Annotated in this window: 23 protein-coding genes and 2 pseudogenes; 11 read left to right on the plus strand and 14 right to left on the minus strand. The window is 52.6% G+C overall.

The features are described 5' to 3' along the window. Window positions 1-43: 43 nt before the first annotated feature. The gene (locus tag DFG60_RS00340; protein ID WP_114569741.1) at window positions 44-1,483 is read right to left on the minus strand and encodes a GntP family permease; all 1,440 of its coding nucleotides are present in this window, start codon (window positions 1,481-1,483) and stop codon (window positions 44-46) included. Between the two features lie 301 nt (window positions 1,484-1,784). Between DFG60_RS00340 and DFG60_RS00345 the strand changes: the two genes are divergently transcribed. From DFG60_RS00345 to DFG60_RS00360, 5 genes are all read left to right on the plus strand, one after another. Continuing rightward, window positions 1,785-2,699 carry a hypothetical protein gene (locus DFG60_RS00345; protein WP_114569742.1) on the plus strand — a complete coding sequence of 305 codons (915 nt, stop codon included), beginning with the start codon at window positions 1,785-1,787 and terminating at the stop codon, window positions 2,697-2,699. Window positions 2,700-2,792: 93 nt separating this feature from the next. Next, window positions 2,793-3,908 carry a GGDEF domain-containing protein gene (locus DFG60_RS00350; RefSeq protein WP_114569743.1) on the plus strand — a complete coding sequence of 372 codons (1,116 nt, stop codon included), beginning with the start codon at window positions 2,793-2,795 and terminating at the stop codon, window positions 3,906-3,908. Between the two features lie 78 nt (window positions 3,909-3,986). Beyond that, window positions 3,987-4,490, plus strand: coding sequence for a DinB family protein (locus tag DFG60_RS00355; RefSeq protein ID WP_114569744.1), 504 nt, complete (start codon window positions 3,987-3,989; stop codon window positions 4,488-4,490). Window positions 4,491-4,582: 92 nt separating this feature from the next. Beyond that, window positions 4,583-4,750, plus strand: a complete 168-nt coding sequence (locus tag DFG60_RS13695; protein WP_198661515.1) for a hypothetical protein — start codon at window positions 4,583-4,585, stop codon at window positions 4,748-4,750. 72 nt (window positions 4,751-4,822) lie between these two features. After that, a complete protein-coding gene (locus DFG60_RS00360; RefSeq protein ID WP_114569745.1) occupies window positions 4,823-5,227 on the plus strand; it encodes a DUF350 domain-containing protein in 405 nt (134 codons plus the stop codon). A gap of 40 nt (window positions 5,228-5,267) precedes the next feature. Here DFG60_RS00360 and DFG60_RS00365 read toward each other — a convergent pair whose 3' ends face one another. The 5 genes from DFG60_RS00365 to DFG60_RS00385 form a co-directional block, all read right to left on the minus strand. After that, on the minus strand, window positions 5,268-5,531 hold the full coding sequence (locus DFG60_RS00365) for a hypothetical protein (RefSeq protein ID WP_114570005.1): 264 nt from the start codon (window positions 5,529-5,531) through the stop codon (window positions 5,268-5,270). A gap of 72 nt (window positions 5,532-5,603) precedes the next feature. Next, window positions 5,604-6,515 carry a DUF7916 family protein gene (locus tag DFG60_RS00370; RefSeq protein ID WP_114569746.1) on the minus strand — a complete coding sequence of 304 codons (912 nt, stop codon included), beginning with the start codon at window positions 6,513-6,515 and terminating at the stop codon, window positions 5,604-5,606. Then, window positions 6,512-7,216 (minus strand): ribose-5-phosphate isomerase RpiA, encoded by a 705-nt coding sequence (gene rpiA / locus DFG60_RS00375; RefSeq protein WP_114569747.1) that lies wholly within the window; start codon window positions 7,214-7,216, stop codon window positions 6,512-6,514. Before rpiA ends, DFG60_RS00370 begins: the two co-directional genes overlap by 4 nt. Window positions 7,217-7,232: 16 nt before the next feature. Next, window positions 7,233-7,640, minus strand: a complete 408-nt coding sequence (locus DFG60_RS00380) for a DUF2512 family protein (protein ID WP_114569748.1) — start codon at window positions 7,638-7,640, stop codon at window positions 7,233-7,235. A 53-nt stretch (window positions 7,641-7,693) separates the two neighbouring features. Next, window positions 7,694-8,269: a cysteine hydrolase family protein gene (locus DFG60_RS00385; protein ID WP_114569749.1), complete on the minus strand. Its 576-nt coding sequence runs from the start codon at window positions 8,267-8,269 to the stop codon at window positions 7,694-7,696. 120 nt (window positions 8,270-8,389) lie between these two features. Here DFG60_RS00385 and DFG60_RS00390 point away from each other — a divergent pair, with 120 nt between their 5' ends. Beyond that, window positions 8,390-8,644, plus strand: a complete 255-nt coding sequence (locus DFG60_RS00390; protein ID WP_114569750.1) for a P-loop NTPase family protein — start codon at window positions 8,390-8,392, stop codon at window positions 8,642-8,644. Window positions 8,645-8,680: 36 nt separating this feature from the next. On the opposite strand, the gene DFG60_RS00395 is transcribed toward DFG60_RS00390, so the two are convergent. The 3 genes from DFG60_RS00395 to DFG60_RS00405 form a co-directional block, all read right to left on the minus strand. After that, on the minus strand, window positions 8,681-8,893 hold the full coding sequence (locus DFG60_RS00395; protein WP_114569751.1) for a hypothetical protein: 213 nt from the start codon (window positions 8,891-8,893) through the stop codon (window positions 8,681-8,683). Between the two features lie 77 nt (window positions 8,894-8,970). Next, window positions 8,971-10,746 carry a bifunctional diguanylate cyclase/phosphodiesterase gene (locus DFG60_RS00400; protein WP_114569752.1) on the minus strand — a complete coding sequence of 592 codons (1,776 nt, stop codon included), beginning with the start codon at window positions 10,744-10,746 and terminating at the stop codon, window positions 8,971-8,973. 13 nt (window positions 10,747-10,759) lie between these two features. Then, the gene (locus DFG60_RS00405; protein ID WP_232818583.1) at window positions 10,760-12,427 is read right to left on the minus strand and encodes a sensor histidine kinase; all 1,668 of its coding nucleotides are present in this window, start codon (window positions 12,425-12,427) and stop codon (window positions 10,760-10,762) included. A 252-nt stretch (window positions 12,428-12,679) separates the two neighbouring features. Between DFG60_RS00405 and DFG60_RS13870 the strand changes: the two are divergent. Together DFG60_RS13870 and DFG60_RS00415 are read left to right on the plus strand one after the other, a co-directional pair. Beyond that, window positions 12,680-12,778: pseudogene (locus DFG60_RS13870) on the plus strand (helix-turn-helix domain-containing protein); the annotation flags it as partial. Then, window positions 12,774-13,088 (plus strand): annotated as a pseudogene (locus DFG60_RS00415) (zinc ribbon domain-containing protein); the annotation flags it as partial. The pseudogenes DFG60_RS13870 and DFG60_RS00415, both read left to right, overlap by 5 nt. Before the next feature lie 180 nt (window positions 13,089-13,268). On the opposite strand, the gene DFG60_RS00420 reads toward DFG60_RS00415, so the two are convergent. Together DFG60_RS00420 and DFG60_RS00425 are read right to left on the minus strand one after the other, a co-directional pair. Then, window positions 13,269-13,529: a hypothetical protein gene (locus tag DFG60_RS00420; protein WP_157964455.1), complete on the minus strand. Its 261-nt coding sequence runs from the start codon at window positions 13,527-13,529 to the stop codon at window positions 13,269-13,271. A 14-nt stretch (window positions 13,530-13,543) separates the two neighbouring features. Continuing rightward, window positions 13,544-13,867 carry a four-helix bundle copper-binding protein gene (locus DFG60_RS00425; RefSeq protein ID WP_232818571.1) on the minus strand — a complete coding sequence of 108 codons (324 nt, stop codon included), beginning with the start codon at window positions 13,865-13,867 and terminating at the stop codon, window positions 13,544-13,546. Window positions 13,868-14,012: 145 nt separating this feature from the next. Between DFG60_RS00425 and DFG60_RS00430 the strand changes: the two genes are divergently transcribed. After that, on the plus strand, window positions 14,013-14,498 hold the full coding sequence (locus tag DFG60_RS00430) for a PCYCGC motif-containing (lipo)protein (protein WP_114569754.1): 486 nt from the start codon (window positions 14,013-14,015) through the stop codon (window positions 14,496-14,498). A 383-nt stretch (window positions 14,499-14,881) separates the two neighbouring features. Here the strand turns inward: DFG60_RS00430 and DFG60_RS00435 are convergent, their stop codons facing one another. Continuing rightward, window positions 14,882-15,325, minus strand: a complete 444-nt coding sequence (locus DFG60_RS00435) for a YaiI/YqxD family protein (protein ID WP_114569755.1) — start codon at window positions 15,323-15,325, stop codon at window positions 14,882-14,884. A 118-nt stretch (window positions 15,326-15,443) separates the two neighbouring features. Between DFG60_RS00435 and DFG60_RS00440 the strand changes: the two genes are divergently transcribed. Beyond that, window positions 15,444-17,189: an ABC transporter ATP-binding protein gene (locus DFG60_RS00440; protein ID WP_114569756.1), complete on the plus strand. Its 1,746-nt coding sequence runs from the start codon at window positions 15,444-15,446 to the stop codon at window positions 17,187-17,189. Next, window positions 17,186-18,076 (plus strand): NAD(P)-dependent oxidoreductase, encoded by an 891-nt coding sequence (locus DFG60_RS00445; protein WP_114569757.1) that lies wholly within the window; start codon window positions 17,186-17,188, stop codon window positions 18,074-18,076. The genes DFG60_RS00440 and DFG60_RS00445 overlap by 4 nt, the downstream gene beginning before the upstream one ends. Before the next feature lie 27 nt (window positions 18,077-18,103). On the opposite strand, the gene DFG60_RS00450 is transcribed toward DFG60_RS00445, so the two are convergent. Both DFG60_RS00450 and DFG60_RS00455 read right to left on the minus strand, forming a co-directional pair. Further along, window positions 18,104-18,733, minus strand: a complete 630-nt coding sequence (locus DFG60_RS00450) for a DUF975 family protein (RefSeq protein ID WP_114569758.1) — start codon at window positions 18,731-18,733, stop codon at window positions 18,104-18,106. 69 nt (window positions 18,734-18,802) lie between these two features. Then, window positions 18,803-19,243 carry an OsmC family protein gene (locus tag DFG60_RS00455; RefSeq protein WP_114569759.1) on the minus strand — a complete coding sequence of 147 codons (441 nt, stop codon included), beginning with the start codon at window positions 19,241-19,243 and terminating at the stop codon, window positions 18,803-18,805. Between the last annotated feature and the right edge of the window lie 22 nt (window positions 19,244-19,265).

Here is a 19,265-nt window from a genome sequence, read left to right on the forward strand (position 1 = left end):
ATCTGTGTTCCCCTTTCGATGATGCGTAGCTTTTTTCATGAACTCAGTAGAGACCAGTCAGGCTGTAGAGACCGATCATCAAGAAGACCGTCACCGTCTTCAGGATCGTGATGACGAAGATATCCTTGTATGACTGGCGGTGTGTAAGACCGGTGACCGCGAGTAGTGTGATGACGGCACCGTTGTGTGGCAAAGTGTCCATACCCCCGGACGCCATCGACACGACACGGTGCATGACTTCAGGCGGGATGTTGTATTTCGCGATCGCTTCGACGTATTTATCAGACATCGCACTGAGTGCGATCCCCATACCGCCTGACGCGGAACCGGTGACCCCGGCGAGCGTCGTCGTCGTGACAGCACCATTGACGAGCGGATTCGTGAACGTCTCCGAGATGCTGCCCGAGACGACCTTGAAACCTGGAAGGGCAGCGATGACACCGCCGAATCCGTACTCGGCACCTGTGTTCATGACGGCGAGAAGCGCTCCACCGATGCTCAAGTTGAGACCGTCCTGGAAGTTCGTCTTCACTTTGTTCCAGTCATAGAGGATCGCAGCGATGATTCCGATCAAAAGTGCCATCTGGACGGACCAGATCGCGAGAACAGCTGGCGTCTCGATCTTTCCGAACGCTGGCAGACCAATCGCTTCGAAATCGAACCCTTGCGGATACCACTGCGGAATCGACATCGTGAAGAACTTGTTCATCACGGCGACGAGGATCAGCGGCACGAACGCGAGGATTTGACGATAGACCGGCTGTTCGCCTGCATCGAGCGCAGTCGTCGGTTCGTTCTTCAACTCCCACTGCGGTTCAGCTGAAGCGGCAGTCGCTTCGAATCCTGCGTATCCTTCGCCGTCACGTGCCGCTGCACGCTTACGAGACTCGAGATAGAGCAATCCGACGATCAGGATGATGATACCGCCGACCGTCCCGAGGATCGGTGCAGCATAGATATCCGTCTTGAAGAACGTCGTCGGGATGACGTTCTGGATTTGAGGTGTCCCTGGCAATGCGTCCATCGTGAACGTGAACGCGCCGAGCGCGATTGTTCCAGGAATGAGACGTTTCGGGATGTTCGCCTCGCGGAACAGGTTCGCAGCGAATGGATAGACCGCGAACACGACGACGAACAGGCTGACGCCACTGTAAGTAAGGATGGCTCCGAGCAACACGATGGCGAGAATCGCCCGTTTCGCCCCGATGAGCTTGATGATCGTCTTCGCGATCGATTCCGCGATCCCTGACATCTCGACGACCTTACCGAAGATCGCACCGAGCAGGAAGACCGGGAAGTAGGCCTTGATGAAGCCGACCATCTTCTCCATGAAGACGTTCGAGAAGAACGGAAGGACCCAGTCCGGGTTCGTCAGCAGCACTGCGAACAAAGCACAGATCGGTGCGAACAGGATGACTGAGAATCCTCGGTAGGCCACGAACATGAGAAGAGATAGAGATAATAGGATGATGACGAGTTCCATGTTGTTGACACTCCTTTGGATAGTTAGTAAGCGCTTTCAAAAATCTTCAAAAAAATTTTATCCGGCATCTTCTCTTCTCATTTAAACCGTCCGCTTATGAAGGGTCAAGGAAAATCATTAAATCTATAATCTATGCTTATAGTTATTATAAGTTCACATTATGGACACATTTTCGAAGAAAAAGAAGAACAAGGATATTATTACAAGTTTCTGTTTGTTGTTGTGACCTATGAAGAGGAAACGGGAAAAGACTAAGGTAGGCATATTCAGCGTGTCGGCACCCTGAATGGAGGGAACTATCATGAAGAAGAAATGGATCGCCTCTGGATCAGCCGCCCTTATCGTTTTGACGCTGGCTGCGCCAGTCAGTGCGACGTCAACTGCCGCCATCGGTTTTTATGATGCCCGACTCGACAATATGATCGAAGCCTCACGGTTCATGCAGGCCCGCAACTACATCTATGACGACCGGACATACAGCGTCTCCTTGCAGCTCGTCGTCTCGGACACGCTCCGTGAGGACGCCAATCGATATGCGAACGTCAATACGATAAATCGCCTCTACGCGATCGCGAGACCGGGTGACGTCAAGGATCAGCTTCTCGCCGTCCGCAATGCGCAACAGCGTCTGTCCCGCGAGATGACGGCTGTCGCGAATGAATTGACGAGAAATGCCGAGCTCGGCAAGACGATGTCTTACGCGACGATCAATTCGAAAGTTGGCCGGATCGACCCTTACTTCGATCGCGTCGAACGGCTTCTCGTCGCCCTCAAACCGACGAAGTATTATGCGGACCTGGAATTGATGCTCCTTGCCCCTGTCTCGAAATACAACTACGACAGCATCCTCAAAGCCGCGCTCAAGGACAAGGTCTTCTCGGCGACCGAGAAGACGAACCTCTTGAATGCCCTTGAAGCGATCAGTTCGAGCAGTTCGGCGAACAACGACACATATGTGCGTGCCGGTAAGATCTACCCTGCCTATGTGAACCTGCAAGCCTACAAGGACTCACTCAGTTTGAAAAAGGCGGCAGATGCCCGGTATGTCTCGATCAAGAAGGCACCACTCAACACACGCATCTATCTGAATACGACGGAGGAAAAGAGGTTGAATGACGCCTACCTGAAAAGTAAAGCATCGACCGCCTCCCTGCTCACGAAGACAGAGAGTGCGATCAATGCGTTCAAAACGGATTTCTATAAAAATTTCAGATGACCCGTCTACTGCCTTCGTAACGAAGGCAGTTTTTTCTTTCCAACTTTTTAGGAGATGGTAAGATAGACATATGTCTAACTTACAGGAGCTTCTATGTCCGAATTCCTTTTCGATGTCTTGAACAACATGACACTGATCTTGACCGGTTTGTATCTGTGCGGAAAAATCTCGAAACATCCCATCACCCCGCAATCCGAGCTTAAAACACGTATCTTTTACGGTTTCTGTCTCGGATTGATCAGCATGCTCTTGATGCAGATGACGATCCATCCGGCCGACGGGGTACTCGTCGACTTGCGCCACCTGCCCGTCATGATCGCCGCCTATTTCGGCGGACCGCTTCCGACCGTCATCGCGACGATGATCGTCGTTGTTTATCGTTTCACAATCGGCTTCTCCTATGCCTCATGGGTCGCCTTCAGCTTCATCTGCCTCGTTGCGATCGGCACCTCGTTGCTCGTCAAATACCGAGATCCTTACTCGCTCAGGACTTACTTCCTCGCGAACCTCTGGGGATCCTCGCTTCAGGGGATCGTCCTCTTCCTCGTACTTCCTGCGGAATTGTTCATGCGGACACTGCTGATCGTTTTACCGATTTCATTTACGACCGGGTGGCTCTCGCTTCTGATGATTCGCGACTTACGGATGACAAAGATCATGCTGCAGACGTATAAAGGTCGTGCCGCGCTCGATTATTTGACCGGGTTGCAGAATTTGCGGAGCTTTAATGATCTGTTCGAGAGCATGAAACATGCTACGATGCTGAACGATTCACGTCTTGCGGTAATCGTTCTCGATATCGATCACTTCAAGCGGGTCAACGATACGTACGGCCACGATGCAGGCGATGAGGTGCTCCGTCAATTCGCGACTCGTCTCTCTGAAGGTGTCGGGACGCAAGGAATCGTATCACGTAACGGCGGGGAGGAGTTCACCGTCCTCCTCGATGATCCTCATCCGGATACATTGTGGCCGCTCGCCGAGTCACTGCGTGAGCGAATCAAGCGGGATCCATTCATCTTGCCGGATGGAAATGACCTATCAGTCACCGCTTCGCTCGGTATCTCCTGTTTTCCGGAGACGACAAAACACGTCGACCGTTTGCTGAAGGATGCGGATACCGCCGTCTATACCGCCAAGCTTTCCGGTCGCGACCGGGTCGTTTTGTTCGATGCAAAAGAAGAAGTCGCCGTTTCGAACCACCCGTGAAAAAAGGGTGGTTTTTGATACTGCGGATGAAATTTCGGGAATAGGATATTGAAATCGATCAGGAGAGGGGAGATATGCATGACCCATTATGCCATCCAATTGCTCGATTACAATCGCTGGGCGATGAACCGCTATTTTGAACACTTGAAATCGTTGCCGGCCGAGACGCCTCTGCTCGAGGTGAATAGTGTCTTCCCTACCCTGTTCGACGTACTCGTCCACGTCTACATCATCGATCATGGTTGGCTGTCCGCCTTGAAGCACGAGGTGATCGAGGACGTCGCGGAATCCGTCGATCTGTTGTCGAAGAAGACGCAAGGAAAATCGATCCCCGAGATGGAACTGCTGTTCAATTCGCTCTGGGACAACTATTCGGCCTTCATTCTCCATCACCCCGATCTAGACGAGAAGGACGTCTTCTATGGCACGCTGCTCTGTTCGTACGGGGAAGTCATTCAACACATCGTCAATCATGCGAGTTACCACCGCGGGAACATGACTGCCATGCTGAGGCAACTTGGCTACACGGGAATCATGACTGATTTTTCACTGTATCTGTATCACAAAAATCAAAAAAATTGACGATTTCTCTCTCCTTCATGAGAAATCGCCTTTTTTATATGGACGGATGGAGACGGATGCGGTAGCGTTTAGATGAAGTGAGGTGGTAACGTTTGAAACTTGCAAAAGGTCCCTACATCATCATCGGCCTGCTGTTCGGCCTGATTTTCGGCTTGATTGGCGACAACATCCTGCTCTATATCTCTGCCGGCATCCTTGTCGGGGCGATCATGGAATGGGTCGTCGCGTACCAGGCGAAAAAAAAGACGGACAATCACTGATTTTCTGTCTGAGAAGGAAATTCCGACAAAACAGTCGAAATCAATTACATATCATTTGAAGGAGTTGTACCCATGGCTTTCAGTGAACTATTTTTATCTACGCTTACCTATATCGGCGTAGCTTCCGTGTTGCTGGCAATCGGCATCGTCCTGTTCGAGGTCACGACGAAATCAAAGGAGATGGAGTTGATCCGTCAAGGCAAGAAGGCAGCAGTCTATGCGTTCGGTGGCCGTATCCTGGGACTTGCGATCGTTCTATACTCGAGCATCACTAACTCCGTCAGCATCCTCGACATGGTGATTTGGGGGGCGATCGCGATCGTCATCCAGATCGCGCTCTTCTACTTGGCTGACTTGCTGATCCCGCGCCTCAGCATGACGCGCGAGATCGATGCGAACAACGAAGCAGTCGGATTGTTGCTGTTGTTCCTGTCCGTCTCGATCGGGTTAGTCATCGCAGGATCATTGACATATTGACTTGCATCAAAAATAAGGAAGGCATCTACGGATGCCTTCCTTATTTTTCGAGTTCTTCCAGCTCTTTTTGTGAACGCGGGAACCCGTTCGCTTGCCAATCCGCACGGTAGATTGAATCAAGCTGCGTCAGACCGACTTCATCGATGTCCTTGTCCGCGTCTTGACTCTCGCGCTTGTCAAGAAGGTTCAGATAATTCTCGAGCGGGCGCTCTTTTTTCGAATCCGCGATTTTTTTAGCCAGAATAACACCGGTCCCTGCGAGAAGGGACGCACCGAACAAATGACGTTTCTTCAACCTCTTCATCGTCATCAGCCCTTTCATTCAAGACATGCGACGGACTGTATTATCCTATTCCCGCTTTCAGGAAAATCATGTTCACCGGTTCGGTGATGTTGCCATCCTTATATACGTATGCCGTCGTCCACGGATCGCGATTGAAAGTGCCATGACGTTCTCCGGCACTGCTATGCCGGTGTAGCCTGCGTCCCCGATATGAAACGCATCCACGCCTGCCCGTTTTGCGCTGAGGGCGATCTGCCGGACCGTCTCGACATCGGCTCCCTCCTGACTCGTTCCGATAGCTGCGAGCGCAAGGACTCCTTTTTTCTTCGCGATGCTGACTGCTTCGGCAAGCGTCCTCTCCCTGACGCCAGGAACCGTCCCTGGAGCAGGAAGGAGAATGATGTCTGCACCAGCTTCGCAAAACGCAGAGACAGCCTCAAGGTCAAGGACGGATTCCGACACTCCCGCGCCGTGCATCTTCCCTGCGATGATCAGTCCGGTGAAATGCTGCTTCGCCATTCGCACGGCAGCCTCGATTCCTTCATTCGACACGCCCGTCTTCGGATTACCTGTCAGGCAGATGAAATCGAACCCGAGCTTACTTGCTTCTTCTAAAGTCTTTCTGGTGGGCGTTCTGCCCTCTTCGATTTGCAAGAGGTCTTCTCCCCCGTCACTCGGGACCGGTTCGAGGTTGATCCCGATCGGGACGCCGGTCATCCTCTTCAACTCATTGATGACCGAAAGTGATTCTCCTCCGCTCTTTGCTTGATTCAGTTCAAGACCTGCGACTTTCGGATTGAACACGTCGAACATGTTCAGCAAGATCATATCCGCACCGAATGCTTTCAGCAACTCAGCGTTCGTCACTTCGGGAAAGAGCGGCTGAACGGAACTAATCGTCTCACCGATCACGGTTCTTCCTTCTGTTTTCTCGATGGCATCTCTCAGCCCCTTTTTATCCATCCCCCTGAAGTCGGAGGCTCGGCAGTCGAGCAACCGCTTCATACCGGTCCGCCTCCCCGGCGCAGCGACGGATGCACCATCTCGACGATCTCACCATCGCGATAGGTGACGACGAGATCCGGTTGCCGCTCGAAATAACCAGTCTCGATCACACCGGTCGCAAGTTTCATCTCCCTGCTGAAATGCCGCACGTCCGGAATGTTCTGCAGGGAGACATCGATGATCCAGTTTCCGCCGTCGGTGATGAACGGCTTTCCGTCCGTATGCCGAATCTCCCCCTTCACCCCCCGGGCATGTAGCATATCAAGTAACCTCCGGTATCCGAACGGCTCGATTTCGACTGGAAGAATGTGCGGTTGCAAGCGTGCCACGAACTTCGATTCATCTGCCATATAGATGACTTCCCTGGCATAGAGTGCGACGATTTTCTCCCGGAAGAGCGCACCTCCTCCGCCTTTTAATATCGAGAAACCAGGATCGATCTGATCGATCCCGTCGATGATCAAGTCAAGGTGCTTGACTTCCTCGAGCGAAATCAAGGGAATACCGAGATTCTCTGCGAGACGTTCCGTTTTGATCGAGGTGGCGACCGCCTGTATGGCCAGTCCCTCTCTGACACGTTTCCCGAGCTCTTCGACCATCAATTCCGATGTGCTTCCTGTCCCAAGGCCGACAATCATGCCGTCTTTGACATGACGTACGGCCTCCTGTGCGATTTTACGTTTGATTTCGCTCGTCCCCATATTCTCACCTCATCGGTCACAGATTGTTTTTCGTCTTGTCTTCTGAAAGATGTTCGCGCTTGACGACCCGGTCACCGTTCTTCAGCATGAAACGGTGGAAGAACAGCAATTCGACAAGGAAGACTGCTAAAGCGCACAGCAACGCAATCAAACCCCGGTTCGAATCCTCTGGCACATCGACCATCATCAAAAGGAGCCAAGTCAGGAAATAGACGACGACGAGGTCAGCAGCAGCCGCGGGATAGGTGCCGACTTTAGGAAGAACGAATAAATCGAGAGCGACATATGTGACGAGACCGATCACAGCCGCGATCCATAGCGGATGATACCATGTGATTTCGTACAGGACGCTCTGAATCAGGAAGAACAGCAACATCATGATCGGCAATTTCAGCAACAACGCTTTTCCATGGTTTATATTCATAAAAATATCCCCTTTCCAGTCGGTTGATGGTTTTAGAGCGTGATAGCGATTCGTCAGTCTTTTTTCTCTCCTGGATGGTGTGGTGTTCCGATTTCGATTTCGACACTCGGTGTGAAAGGAATTGACAAGGCATCCTTCATGATGCCGACGGCGTGATCGTTCGCCTCCTTCGTTTCAGCCGCGATGCAGTCGATCGGGATGATCAACTCATACTCCCGCATATATGCATCGTTCGCCGTGAACAGGATACACATGTCGCTCGCCACCCCGGTAAGTACAAGTCGCTCTATGCGAAGTTGCTTCAGCAGAATCTCAAGCTGCGTCCCGAAAAAGCCTGAATGCTTAGGCTTGACGATGAAATAATCATCGTCATCCGGTCGCACGCGCTCTACGATTTCTTTCCCTACTCCCTTCAGGCAGGTCGTGATGACGTCCTCTGCACTTTCGTGCCACAGTCCAAAATTGTCATTCACATAAATGACTGGATGATCCCTTTCCTTGAATCGTCGCTTCAGCGAAAGAACCGGATCAATGATCGGACGCGTATTTTCAAGCAGCTCCTCCCCCCCGTCAAAATCGAAGTGATTGAGCAAATCAACGATCAGTAAGGCCGTCTTATCGTCATTCATGCTCTCCCCCCTTTCAGTACTGTAAAAAATACCCTCATCTATCGCTGCTAAACACTGCGTGACGGCGATTCGGATGAATGTACAGGGGGTATCGATAATTGAGGTGAAGGAGGGAGAACGATGAAGCCGAAACGGTTTTGGCTACTCGGATGGGATGAACATTACCCTAAGGGAGGAACTGATCAAGTCGAGATCAAGTTCGACACTATCGATGAGCTCGAGGACTGGAATCCGGTCGATTATACGTTTTCAGACTGGGTGGAACTGCTCGATTTGTCGACCGGCATGACATATCGCAGGGAGCTCGACGGCGGGACTACACGGGAACAACGCGCTGAAATCATCGACTGGATCCACAGTCTGCCGATTGACTGAAAAAAGCACTGATTCTTTGAGAACCAGTGCTTTTTTTTATTTATTTTGCTGTTCTTCGTCAGAATCTCCGACATCCGAATAGCCGGCCTCCTGGTCGGCTTCGTGCGAAAGATCAGGCTGTTCCTCCTTCGAGACCTCATCTTCAGGACGATTTTGATTCTTTTGGCCGTCCTTGCTCTCAACCGGCTCGTCCGAACCCATATTATTGCCCGAAGTGATCGGGTCCGTCTTCTTTGATTCTTCCGTCATTCGAATCTCCCCCTCTGAACTTTTAGAACGGCACCCCGTAAATATGACCGGTGCACATAGTTCAATAGTTCCCGCTGTCAGCGGGGCGAAACATCCTTTCCCATCTCTGACGTCATTTTCTGCCGATGCCTTCCCTCAGAAAGTGAATCAGCAGGTTCCGGATGATGCAGATGGAAGCCTTGGACGTAGAGACCATTCCCTTGTTCTCGAATCGTCTTCAACTGGTAAGAAGTCTCGACCTCCTGAATCACGAGATTCAGGCTGAACAGATTCGTCAAGGAATAAACGGAAGCAAGAATCGACTGATCCAGCTTGTTCCGCTCGATGCGACGGGTGAACAACGGATCAAGCTTGACCGTGTCGACCGGGAGTCTTCCTAAGCGGTTCAAGGATGCGTACCTGCTGCCGAAGTGATCGATCGTCAATCCGAATCCTGCTGAACGAAGGCGATTGAGTGTATCAATCGAGCGCGTCATGTCCTCGATCAGGGAATCTTCTCTAATCTCAAGAATGATCCGGCGTTCGGAAAGGCCTGACGAGATGTATTTTTGACAAATCAGGCCAACGAACGAATCGTTAGCGAAGACTGTCGAACCTAAGTTGATTGCGAGCGGTACTGAAAGCCTGCTGTCAGTGGACCAACTCCTGCTCTGCCCGACTACTTGGTCGAACACGAACAGAGTGATCGTCTCGAGTAATCCCAGCTTCTCAGCGACCGGCAAAAAATCGTTCGGAGGGACGAACCCGAGGATCGGATGATTCCAGCGCAACAGCGTCTCGAAAGCGACCACTTCTAATGTAGCGCCATCATGGACCGCCTGGTAGTGCAGCTCGAACTGGTTGCGCTCGAGAGCGAGCGGCAACTCTTTTTGCAGGATGAGGGCGAACGGATTCCGCTCCTTCTCGTTCTCCCCGTTGACGAACTGAACGCCGTTCTTTCCGCCCATCTTCACTTGGTACATCAAGGATTCTGCTGCGTATATTTGGCGCTCACGGTCAATCCTGTCTGGTGACAGGTAGCTCACCCCGGAGGAGGCCGTCAAGCTGATCGCGTCGGATGTGATGCCTTCAATCGGCTGGTTGATACATTCGATCACGCGTTTTGCAAGTTCTCGTCCGGTCTTCGTCACATCCTGATCATGGACTGGTACGAGAACGACGAACTCGTTGCCATCCGTTCTGCCGGTCGATTGTCCCGGAAGATCGAGCGCTGACAACCGTTTCGCTACCGTCTGCAGCACGATGTTCCCGACACGATATCCATAGGACGCGTTGATTTGATGGAAGTTATCGAGGTTGAGCACCATCAAGAAAGCAGGGACTTCGCCTGGCATCGCGATAAGCCGGTTCATGTAGCGCTCGTTGTAGAGATCCGTCAAGGCATCCTTTATGGCATAAGTCTCGACACTGATCGATTTGCTGATGATTTCGCCGAAATGACGGATTTCTTCGATTTGGTGCTCATCGAACTGGTATGGCTTGGAATCAAAAGCGCAGAGCGTACCGATCGTCTCATTGTCAGCATTCTTGACGGAGACGCCGAGAAACGCTCCGTCCCCAAGCGCGACCGTGATGGGATGTTCTTTGGTACCCGGATTGTTACGTAAGTCATCGATCACGAACACTTCCGATGATTCCTCGACGACCAGTTGGCATAGTACGTATTGGAAGACGTGAGTCGAGCCTTCCTCGATCAGCGTCTCGGATTTGTTGAGGGCTTTTATGATGAAGTTATGTTTCATATCGTTCAGCGCAAAGAAAATGCTGTTGACGCCTATCCGCTCCCCCAGCTGTTGAAGCGCATCCTCGACGAGAGGGTGCAGCGGTTCGTATCGCTCAAAATACTCTTTCATTGCAATGCCCTCCTCAAGCTTTACCTTTAGGTGCGAGTGGTAACAGGACTGTGAACGTCGTTCCTTCTCCGATTCGTGAATCGACCGTGATCGAGCCTTCGTGTTCCTCGACGATCATCTTGCAAATCGCCAAACCAAGTCCCGTGCCTCCGATTTTCCTCGTGTCGGAGTTGTCAGCGCGATAAAACTTGTCGAAGATGTAGGGAATGGATTTTTCCGAAATTCCGATCCCTTCATCTGCTACCTTCAACTCGATCGAGTCGGCAAGACGATCGATGGTGACCTTGATCGTCCCGCCATCCGGTGAATACTTGATCGCATTCATGATCAGATTGTTGAGCAGCTGCCGCATCTTTTCTTCATGGGCGATGATCGTACACGGGGAGCTTGGGACGTCGAACGTGATCGTATGCAGCTCACTCGACAGCGTGAATAGCGTCTCGACTTCGGCCAGCGTCTGTTTCATGTCAACTTCCGTCGCTACGTCCTGATAGTCCGACGTCTCATTACGCTGTATGTCCAAGATATCGTTGATCAGTTGGGACAAACGGACGGTCTCTGCGTGAATCGTCGACAGATACTTTCGCGTCCGCTCCGGGTCGATCTCCCGTTTAAGCAACAACTCCGTAAAGCCCATGATGGACGAGAGCGGCGTTCGCAATTCGTGTGAGACGATCGAGACGAACTCGGACTGTTTCCGGTCGAGTTCCTTCTCCTTCGTGACGTCGCGGAGCACGAGCATCATCCCCCACTCGACGTTTTGAATCGCGATGCGTTCCGCGTAGATGCGAAGGATCAAGTTTCCCCGGAAGGCCGTCAGCTCAATCGTCTCGCCTGGCAATTCGCCATTCATGAGACGGCCGATATAATCATGCAACTCTTCCGGTTGGTCAATGTGTTCGAACAGCGAAGTGGCCCGTTCGTAAGCGTGGCGGAACCCTTGTGCGCTGCTGAGCAGGATTGGCGGGAACATCTTTAAAAGTGCCTCGTTCGCGTAGACGTTTTCTCCACTGCTTTCGATATATAGAACAGACTCCCTGATCGAATCCAGCAGCTGATAGATTTTGATTTTTTCATATTGCATCTGGTCGAACAGCAAGTGACGTTCAAGCGTCATGCCGAGCTTCCGGGACAAATCGAGTATGTCACCGAACTGGTCGACCTCAAGCGCTTCTTCATGCAGGAGATAGACCATCCCGACGACGTCATCCGTGCTTGGCGCTTGAATCGGGACCGCCGTCTCGAATAATGGCTCTTTTGTCTCAAGCGGCAATTGAACGGATTTCCTCATGATCCGGGCGCGCCGGATGACACCATGTGGTTCGTGGACGGCATTCACCAATTGATTTTCCTCGAGTTGGACGAGGGCGACCTGTCTCGGTTCATCACCTTTGAAGGTCACGATGGCTCCTCTTTCGAGTCCGATCATCATCAGAAGCTTCTCGAGCGACGTCATGAGCGCCATCTCGAGTGGTTGTGTGGCAAGCGCCTCCATGATTTCATTGCGGCAACGCATCTGATTGGCTGCGCGGACGAGCTCAGCGTTGAACCCCGCCTTGCGATCATCGATCGTCGCCGTCATCTCGCTGGCTGACCGCAATCGATCAGACTCGATGGCTCGTCTTCTTTTATTCAAATGCGCCATCGGTCTTCTTTTGTAGTGGCGATGTTGCTTGATCACTTTGGTCAACGCTGGTTCCTCCTTGCCTACCTTCACATATTTCTGAAAATAATTTCGGTTATTTGAAATTATAGCATGTCTGAATTCATAATAAATGGCTAGCGTCTTCGTTTGCATGGGATTTCTCAGGATTTCGAATCACCTTTTTATCAAAATCAGGCAAGAATACTCCCACTTCTACACGAAGTGGAAGTGGGAGATGAATCGCTAGCTCTCCTTCAGGGTATGTTCCCTTCTGAGGAGGTGAGAACCATGTTGAAGCATAAGGCGTACAGATTCAGGTTGTATCCCACGAAAGAGCAGGAGATCCTGATCGCCAGGACGATCGGATGTTCACGCTTCGTCTTCAATGCAGCATCACCGCGAGCTGAGCAAGGCCATCTCGGACGTGGGCTGGTCAGCATTCCACCGGATGCTCGAATACAAGGCCGACTGGTAAGGGAAGACCGTCGTCAAGGTCGGCAAGGCCTCCGCCTCGAGCCAGCTCTGTTCGAGTTGCGGACATCAGTAAAAAGACGTGAAGCATCTCGCGCTACGTGAATGGAAATGTCCACGTTGCGGCGTCCATCACGACCGGGACGTGAACGCAGGAATGAGCCTCAAACAAGAAGCGGAACGCATCATAGATTCATCAACCGTCGGGACGACGGGGTTAGCCTGATCAGGTTTCGGCCGACCGGTCGGATCACTCAGGAATCCTCCACCTCCAAGCGAAGCGTAGGTGGGGGTAGGTGGGGGTAGTTCAACCGTGCTAGTCTTTCCAGGTAGGAATGAGTGTGTTCAAAGGTGTGCATGCAAGTTTCCTAACCACAAAAAAAGCGCCGCATGGACGCTTTTGCTGTCACTTAAGAGAACGGAGTCTTTCTAGCTCCTTCATACCTTTTTCCGTCAAACCGTGGAAGCGATAGGTAGGGAACTCCCCCTCACCGATATCCATCTTCGTCGCGTCGAGGAGCCCCTCTTCATACAGGTGGTGTGCACACTGCATCACTTCATTGCGACTGTAGTCTTCTAATCCGATCAGTGTCCGATCACTCGAATGCTGATTAGCAAGCGTTCCGGACTGAACATGCTCAAGCAGTCTTTTTTCAATCAATTCCATGAATTCTCCGCCTTTCACGCAGCTAATGTCTTACAGACTTCCAAGCAGTCGAAACATGCCTTGGCACACCGTTTGCAGTGGTCATGATCGTGACGGTCACATTCGTTGCCGCAAGCTTCACAAAGTTCCGCAGCAGCTGCCGCGTACACGGCGACGTTCTCCGATTTCCTTGCGACCGCACCCGCGAGGAGTCCACAGATTTCGGCGCACTCACGGTCCAGACGGATACATCCGCGCATCATCGAGATATCCTCTTCTTCCAGACAGGCGGCAAAACAAGCGTTGCACGCAGCAACACACTCTTCGATCGTTCGCAGTACAGCATCTGAATTCGTCAAGATGATTCCTCCTCACGTTTTTTCGTTCTGAGAACTAGTTCCCTGACCGCGCCCGTTTGAATCCTTCTTTCCTCTGAGAGACATCGAAGCTTATCCGCCGCTCTGCTTTTTTGATATAGTTAGAAACGAAAGGGGACAGGCCGACATGAGATTCAGAACTATTTTTTTTGCCTCGATGACGCTCTCAACGATTTTGCTCGGGGCATGTTCAAGTGAGGAGAAGACAGAGCATGCGACACATGCTGATTCACATACGGTCAAGGATTTGCGTGAGAGGACGGCAGCCCGCGATATCGCACCTGCTTTCTTGAAACAGCATGACACCTCGATGACGACGATCTATCTGGCAGCAGCTCAGCACCAGGAACTTCTGGAACAAATGCCGTGCTATTGCGGGTGTGGTGAATCAGCTGGACATACGAGCAACTACGATTGCTTCATCTATGAGAACGATCAGGACGGGGCGACGACGTGGGACGACCACGGCACGCGTTGCGGAACTTGCCTCGAAATCGCTGCCGAGTCGATCAATGCCTACTCTGCAGGAAAATCCGTCAAGGAGATCCGTAAGATGATTGACGAGAAGTATGCGGAAGGATATGCCGAACCTACTCCGACACCATCCATCTGAAAATACCCACTCGGTGGCCGAAGGGCCTACCTGAAAAAATCTATCTGTGAATGAAAGAGGATGACTCAAAAGTCGATCAGTAAACGAAAACCGGGAGTGGACTTCGAATCCACTCCCGGTTTCTCGTTCAGCCGACATCACTCGTTCCACTCGACTCCTGCAGGAAAAAGCGCGATAGTTCGCGCTGTCAGAGACAGACAAGCCTGAGGAAAGCGAGTGGAGGACGAGTGATGACTTTTGAGTCACCCTCTTCTCGTCAGGACGACCTTACTCGATTCACGCGGCCTCCCGAAGGAAACGCATGCTGTCAGAGAGAGACGGAAGCGTGAGTGATTTTCAGGCACCCTCTTAGTCGTCCTATCCTCTCATTTTGATTTTGCGGATCAGTTCGAACGTTCGATTCCAAGCAAATTTGACAGTCCTTCCTTGAACGTGAGATCGTCCGCCTTCGTTCGCTTCCGTGGACCTTTCGTTCGTCCTCCAGCCCTTCTGATCTTCTGTCCGAGATGTCTCGCGAACAGGAGTTGGTCCATATTATCTTCAGTGAAGGCCCGTCCGTTCTGGTCGATCGCGAGTCCGCGTTTCGCGAGTACCATCGCACCCAATCCGAAATCCTGCGTGACGACGATGTCGCCGGGAGCGACCTGGTTGACGAGCGCGTAATCGACCGCATCCGCTCCTTGGCCGACCGTGATCGTTCTTGCACCATCACGGTTCATCTCATGAGCCGTATCGCATACGAGAATCACCTCGAGCCCATTTTCCTTCGCAATGCTTATCGTTAAATCGACGACGGGGCACCCGTCTGCATCAATCAATATTTTCAATTCAACCTCACTCCTTCATCGGGTCTTCAAGATTCATCCTAAATGATTTCATGTTCATGCTTCTCGTTTGACTTTCTGGCGGCTTAAGCGAAAATAGAGGAAGAAAGGGCGTGATGCCATGCAGGAAGGCACGTGGAGATCCTTCATCAGACTGCTCAAGAAATCCAATCCGCCCCGAAAACTCATGGCGGCGGCTTTTTCGGTCTCTGTCATCCAGGCAATCGCCGCACTGGCCATCCCTTGGCTGCTCAAATCGCTCATCGACGGTTTTACCGTCGAGCAGTTGACGCCTCGTCTTATCGGCCTGTTCATCTTCATCTTCTTCGTCCAGGTCGTCACGAATGCGTTGTCGATCTATTGGCTCCATCTTTCCGGCCAGCGAATCGTCGCAAACCTTCGTCAGTCGCTTTGGAACCACCTGCTCCTGCTTCCCGTCCCGTTCTACGATGAGACGAAGACTGGTGAACTCGTCTCCCGTCTCAGCAACGACGCGACGACGCTGCAGCAGTTGTTGTCTGAGCAACTCGTACGGCTCGTCACCTCGGTCGTCTCCATCACGGGTGCGATCTCCATCCTGTTCCTTCTCGATTGGCAGATGACGCTCGTCATGGTGACTTCCGTGCCGCTGACGCTTCTCATCATCATCCCGCTCTCTCGCAAGCTGCATGCCATCTCCCGTGAGAATCAGAAGGAACTCGCCGGTCTTGCCGGCTTCTTCGCCGAGATGCTCAGTGAGATTCGGCTGATCAAAGCGCAGGCGACGGAGCAGCAGGAAGAGCGAAACGGTAAACTCCGGATCGAGAAGCTGTACGGATTCGGCGTAAAGGAAGGACGAATCCAGGCGATCCTCCTTCCGTTATTCAACGTCACCGTCACCTCGATGCTCATCCTGATCATCGGGTTCGGGGCATATCGAGTCTCGACGGAGCAAATCACGGCGGGCGAGCTCGTCGCGTTCTCCCTCTACCTGTTTCAAATCATCACTCCTCTCGTCTCGATGACTGAATTCGTCACGAAGCTGCAGAAGGCACGCGGCGCGACGGAACGTATCAGCGAACTGCTCGGAGTGGAAACGGAGACCGAACGCTCAAGACCCGTCCCATCACCGCTCGGAGACGTCCATTTCGAGAACGTATCGTTCAAATACGGCGAGACACCAGTACTTTCGGAATTGACGTTCTCGATCCCGAGAGGCAAGACGACGGCAATCGTCGGTCCGAGTGGCGCAGGCAAGACGACACTCTTCTCGCTTGTCGAACAGTTCTATTTGCCGACTGCCGGGCGCATCCTGCTAGGTGAAGCTCCGATTGATTCCTACTCGCTCAACTCTTGGCGCAGCGCGATCGGATACGTGGCGCAGGATTCTCCTGTCCTCTCGGGAACGGTTCGGGAGAACCTCGTCTACGGACTTGAAACTCCGCCGGCAGAAGAGACGATCAGACGAGCTGCGCAAATGGCGAATGCGGACGCCTTCATCGATCAGTTCGAAAAAGGGTATGAAACAGAGATCGGTGAGCGTGGCGTCAAGCTGTCCGGCGGGCAACGCCAACGCATCGCAATCGGGCGTGCGCTTCTCCGAGATCCGGAGCTCCTGCTCCTCGATGAGGCGACATCGAGCCTCGATTCCGAGTCGGAACATGTCGTCAAGGAAGCTCTCGAACGATTGATGGAGGGCCGGACGACGCTCGTCATCGCGCACAGGCTCGCCACCGTCAAGCATGCAGACCAGATCATCGTCCTTGAGAACGGACGCATCTCAGGTACAGGAACTCATGAATCGCTCATCCGGACGAACACGCTCTATCAAAAACTCGTGCAGCGCCAATTATTACAGCCTGCACCAATCGGGGGTAATCAATCATGAAAAAACAAATCGCATTCATCGGCCTTGGGGTCATGGGGCAAGGAATGGCCCGCAATCTCTTGAAAGCCGGCTATGCCGTCTCAGGCTTCAACCGGACGAAGAAAAAGGCGCTTCCGCTCGAAGCAGATGGAGCCGTCATCAAGGACACGGTCAAAGAGGCCGTCAAGGACGCGGATTTCGTCATCACCATCGTCGGCTATCCAAAAGACGTCGAGGAGGTCTACTTCGGCGACGAGGGCATCATCGCGAACGCGAAGAAAGGCGCCATCCTGATCGATATGACGACGTCCGCTCCTTCCCTTGCAGAGAAAATCGCGGCTAAGGCAACGGAGAACGGCATGTCAGCACTCGACGCTCCTGTGACCGGCGGGGATCTCGGTGCCCGTAACGGCACACTCTCGATCCTTGTCGGCGGCCAAAAGGACAGCTATGACGAAGCACTACCGTTGTTCGAAGTGATGGGCAAGTCGATCGCCCGCTTCGGCGAAGCCGGAAAAGGACAATCAGCAAAGCTCGCCAACCAGATCGCGATCGCAGGATCAATGATCGGTTCGTCCGAGATGCTGCTTTATGCGATCCGCTCCGGTCTCGACCCGGTGCTGTTCGTCGAGACGGTCAAAGGCGGTGCGGCGGGAAGCTGGTCGCTTGAGAACTTGATCCCTCGCGTCATCCGGGAGGATTACTCGCCAGGTTTCTTCATCAAACATTTCATCAAGGACATGCGCCTCGCGCTCGAGAGCGCAGAGGAGATGGGCCTCGCAACCCCGGGTCTCCGACTCGTCAAAGAGCTTTATGAAGAACTGGCCGCGCAAGGACACGAAGACAAAGGGACGCAGGCGCTCTACCTCCTCCTCGAACAAAAAGCAAAAGCAGCGAAGACATCTTGAATGTCCTGCTGCCTTGACGGACGAAGCTCAAACGGGCTTCGTCTTTTCTTGTCTGACGCGTTCGTAAAATGAGGCGATCGCCGTCTCGACGTACGGCGTGAGAAAGACGATGCCGATTTGACTGAGGAAAGCGATCACTCCCCAGAGGATGAACCCGGCGTACACCTTGATCAGCCGCATCTTCTCACCGCGCATCATCCGCCGGCTCTCAGCCATCACCTTGAAGACGGAGAGGTCCGGCCGGTCATGCAACAGGTACGGGACGAACCGGTAGGCCAGGAAGAAATAGATTCCCGGCAGGACCAGCAACATGCCGACGTTGACAAGCAGGATGACGATCCCGTAGGCGACGACGATCCGCAAGTATCCGCGAATCGAGCCGAACCCTTCGAATAGTACGCTGACACGTGTGACTTCCTCACGGCAGATCCGCAGGAATGCCCATGAACGACCGACTGATACCGGGGCGAGCACGATCGTCGCGATCGTGTTCGTCAGCGCGAACATCGCGACGCTTTCCGTGTCATCGATGTCGAGGATGAGGCGTGACGAGATGAAACCGAAGATCATGAAGTAGACGAGCGAGATCCAAAGCCCCGTCATCCACCGTCCCTTCAAGCGGGCAAGTGCGATTTCCTTATAAAATTTACTCTCCATATCTCTCTCCCTCTGCTCTATGTATACAGAGGAATTGTACCGCAAGGAAGTCGGAATTGACAGTCCGAGTCAAGCGCGTACCCAACTCGAATCGATTTCTATGCCGGCCGCGTGCAATGTCATATAGACAGGGCAACGCTGATCGGTCTTTTCTTTCAATTCTGCGATCCGTTCGTCCGGCTCGTCCGTCTTTACGCGGACTACGATCGAGACGTGTTCGAATTGCGGTTTTACCCCTTCGACGCCCATGAAACCTCGTGCGTCGAGCGTCCCTTTGATATCAAAGTCGAGACCATCGAACTTGAACCCGATCTCCTGAGCGACCAGGTTCGCGACGACGTTCTCGCATCCGGCAAGCGAAGAGAGCAGGACGATCAGCGGGTTCGGTCCCGTATCCTCTCCGCCGAGTTGCGGGGGTTCATCGATCGTGATCGAGTGCTTTCCAGCGGTCGAGACGGACTGCATCCCTTTTCCGGCTGCCTCAACATGTATGACTGTTTTTGCAGACATCAAAATCCCTCCTTTTCTCTTC

This window comes from Exiguobacterium flavidum (assembly GCF_003344535.1).
GTDB lineage: Bacteria > Bacillota > Bacilli > Exiguobacteriales > Exiguobacteriaceae > Exiguobacterium_A > Exiguobacterium_A flavidum.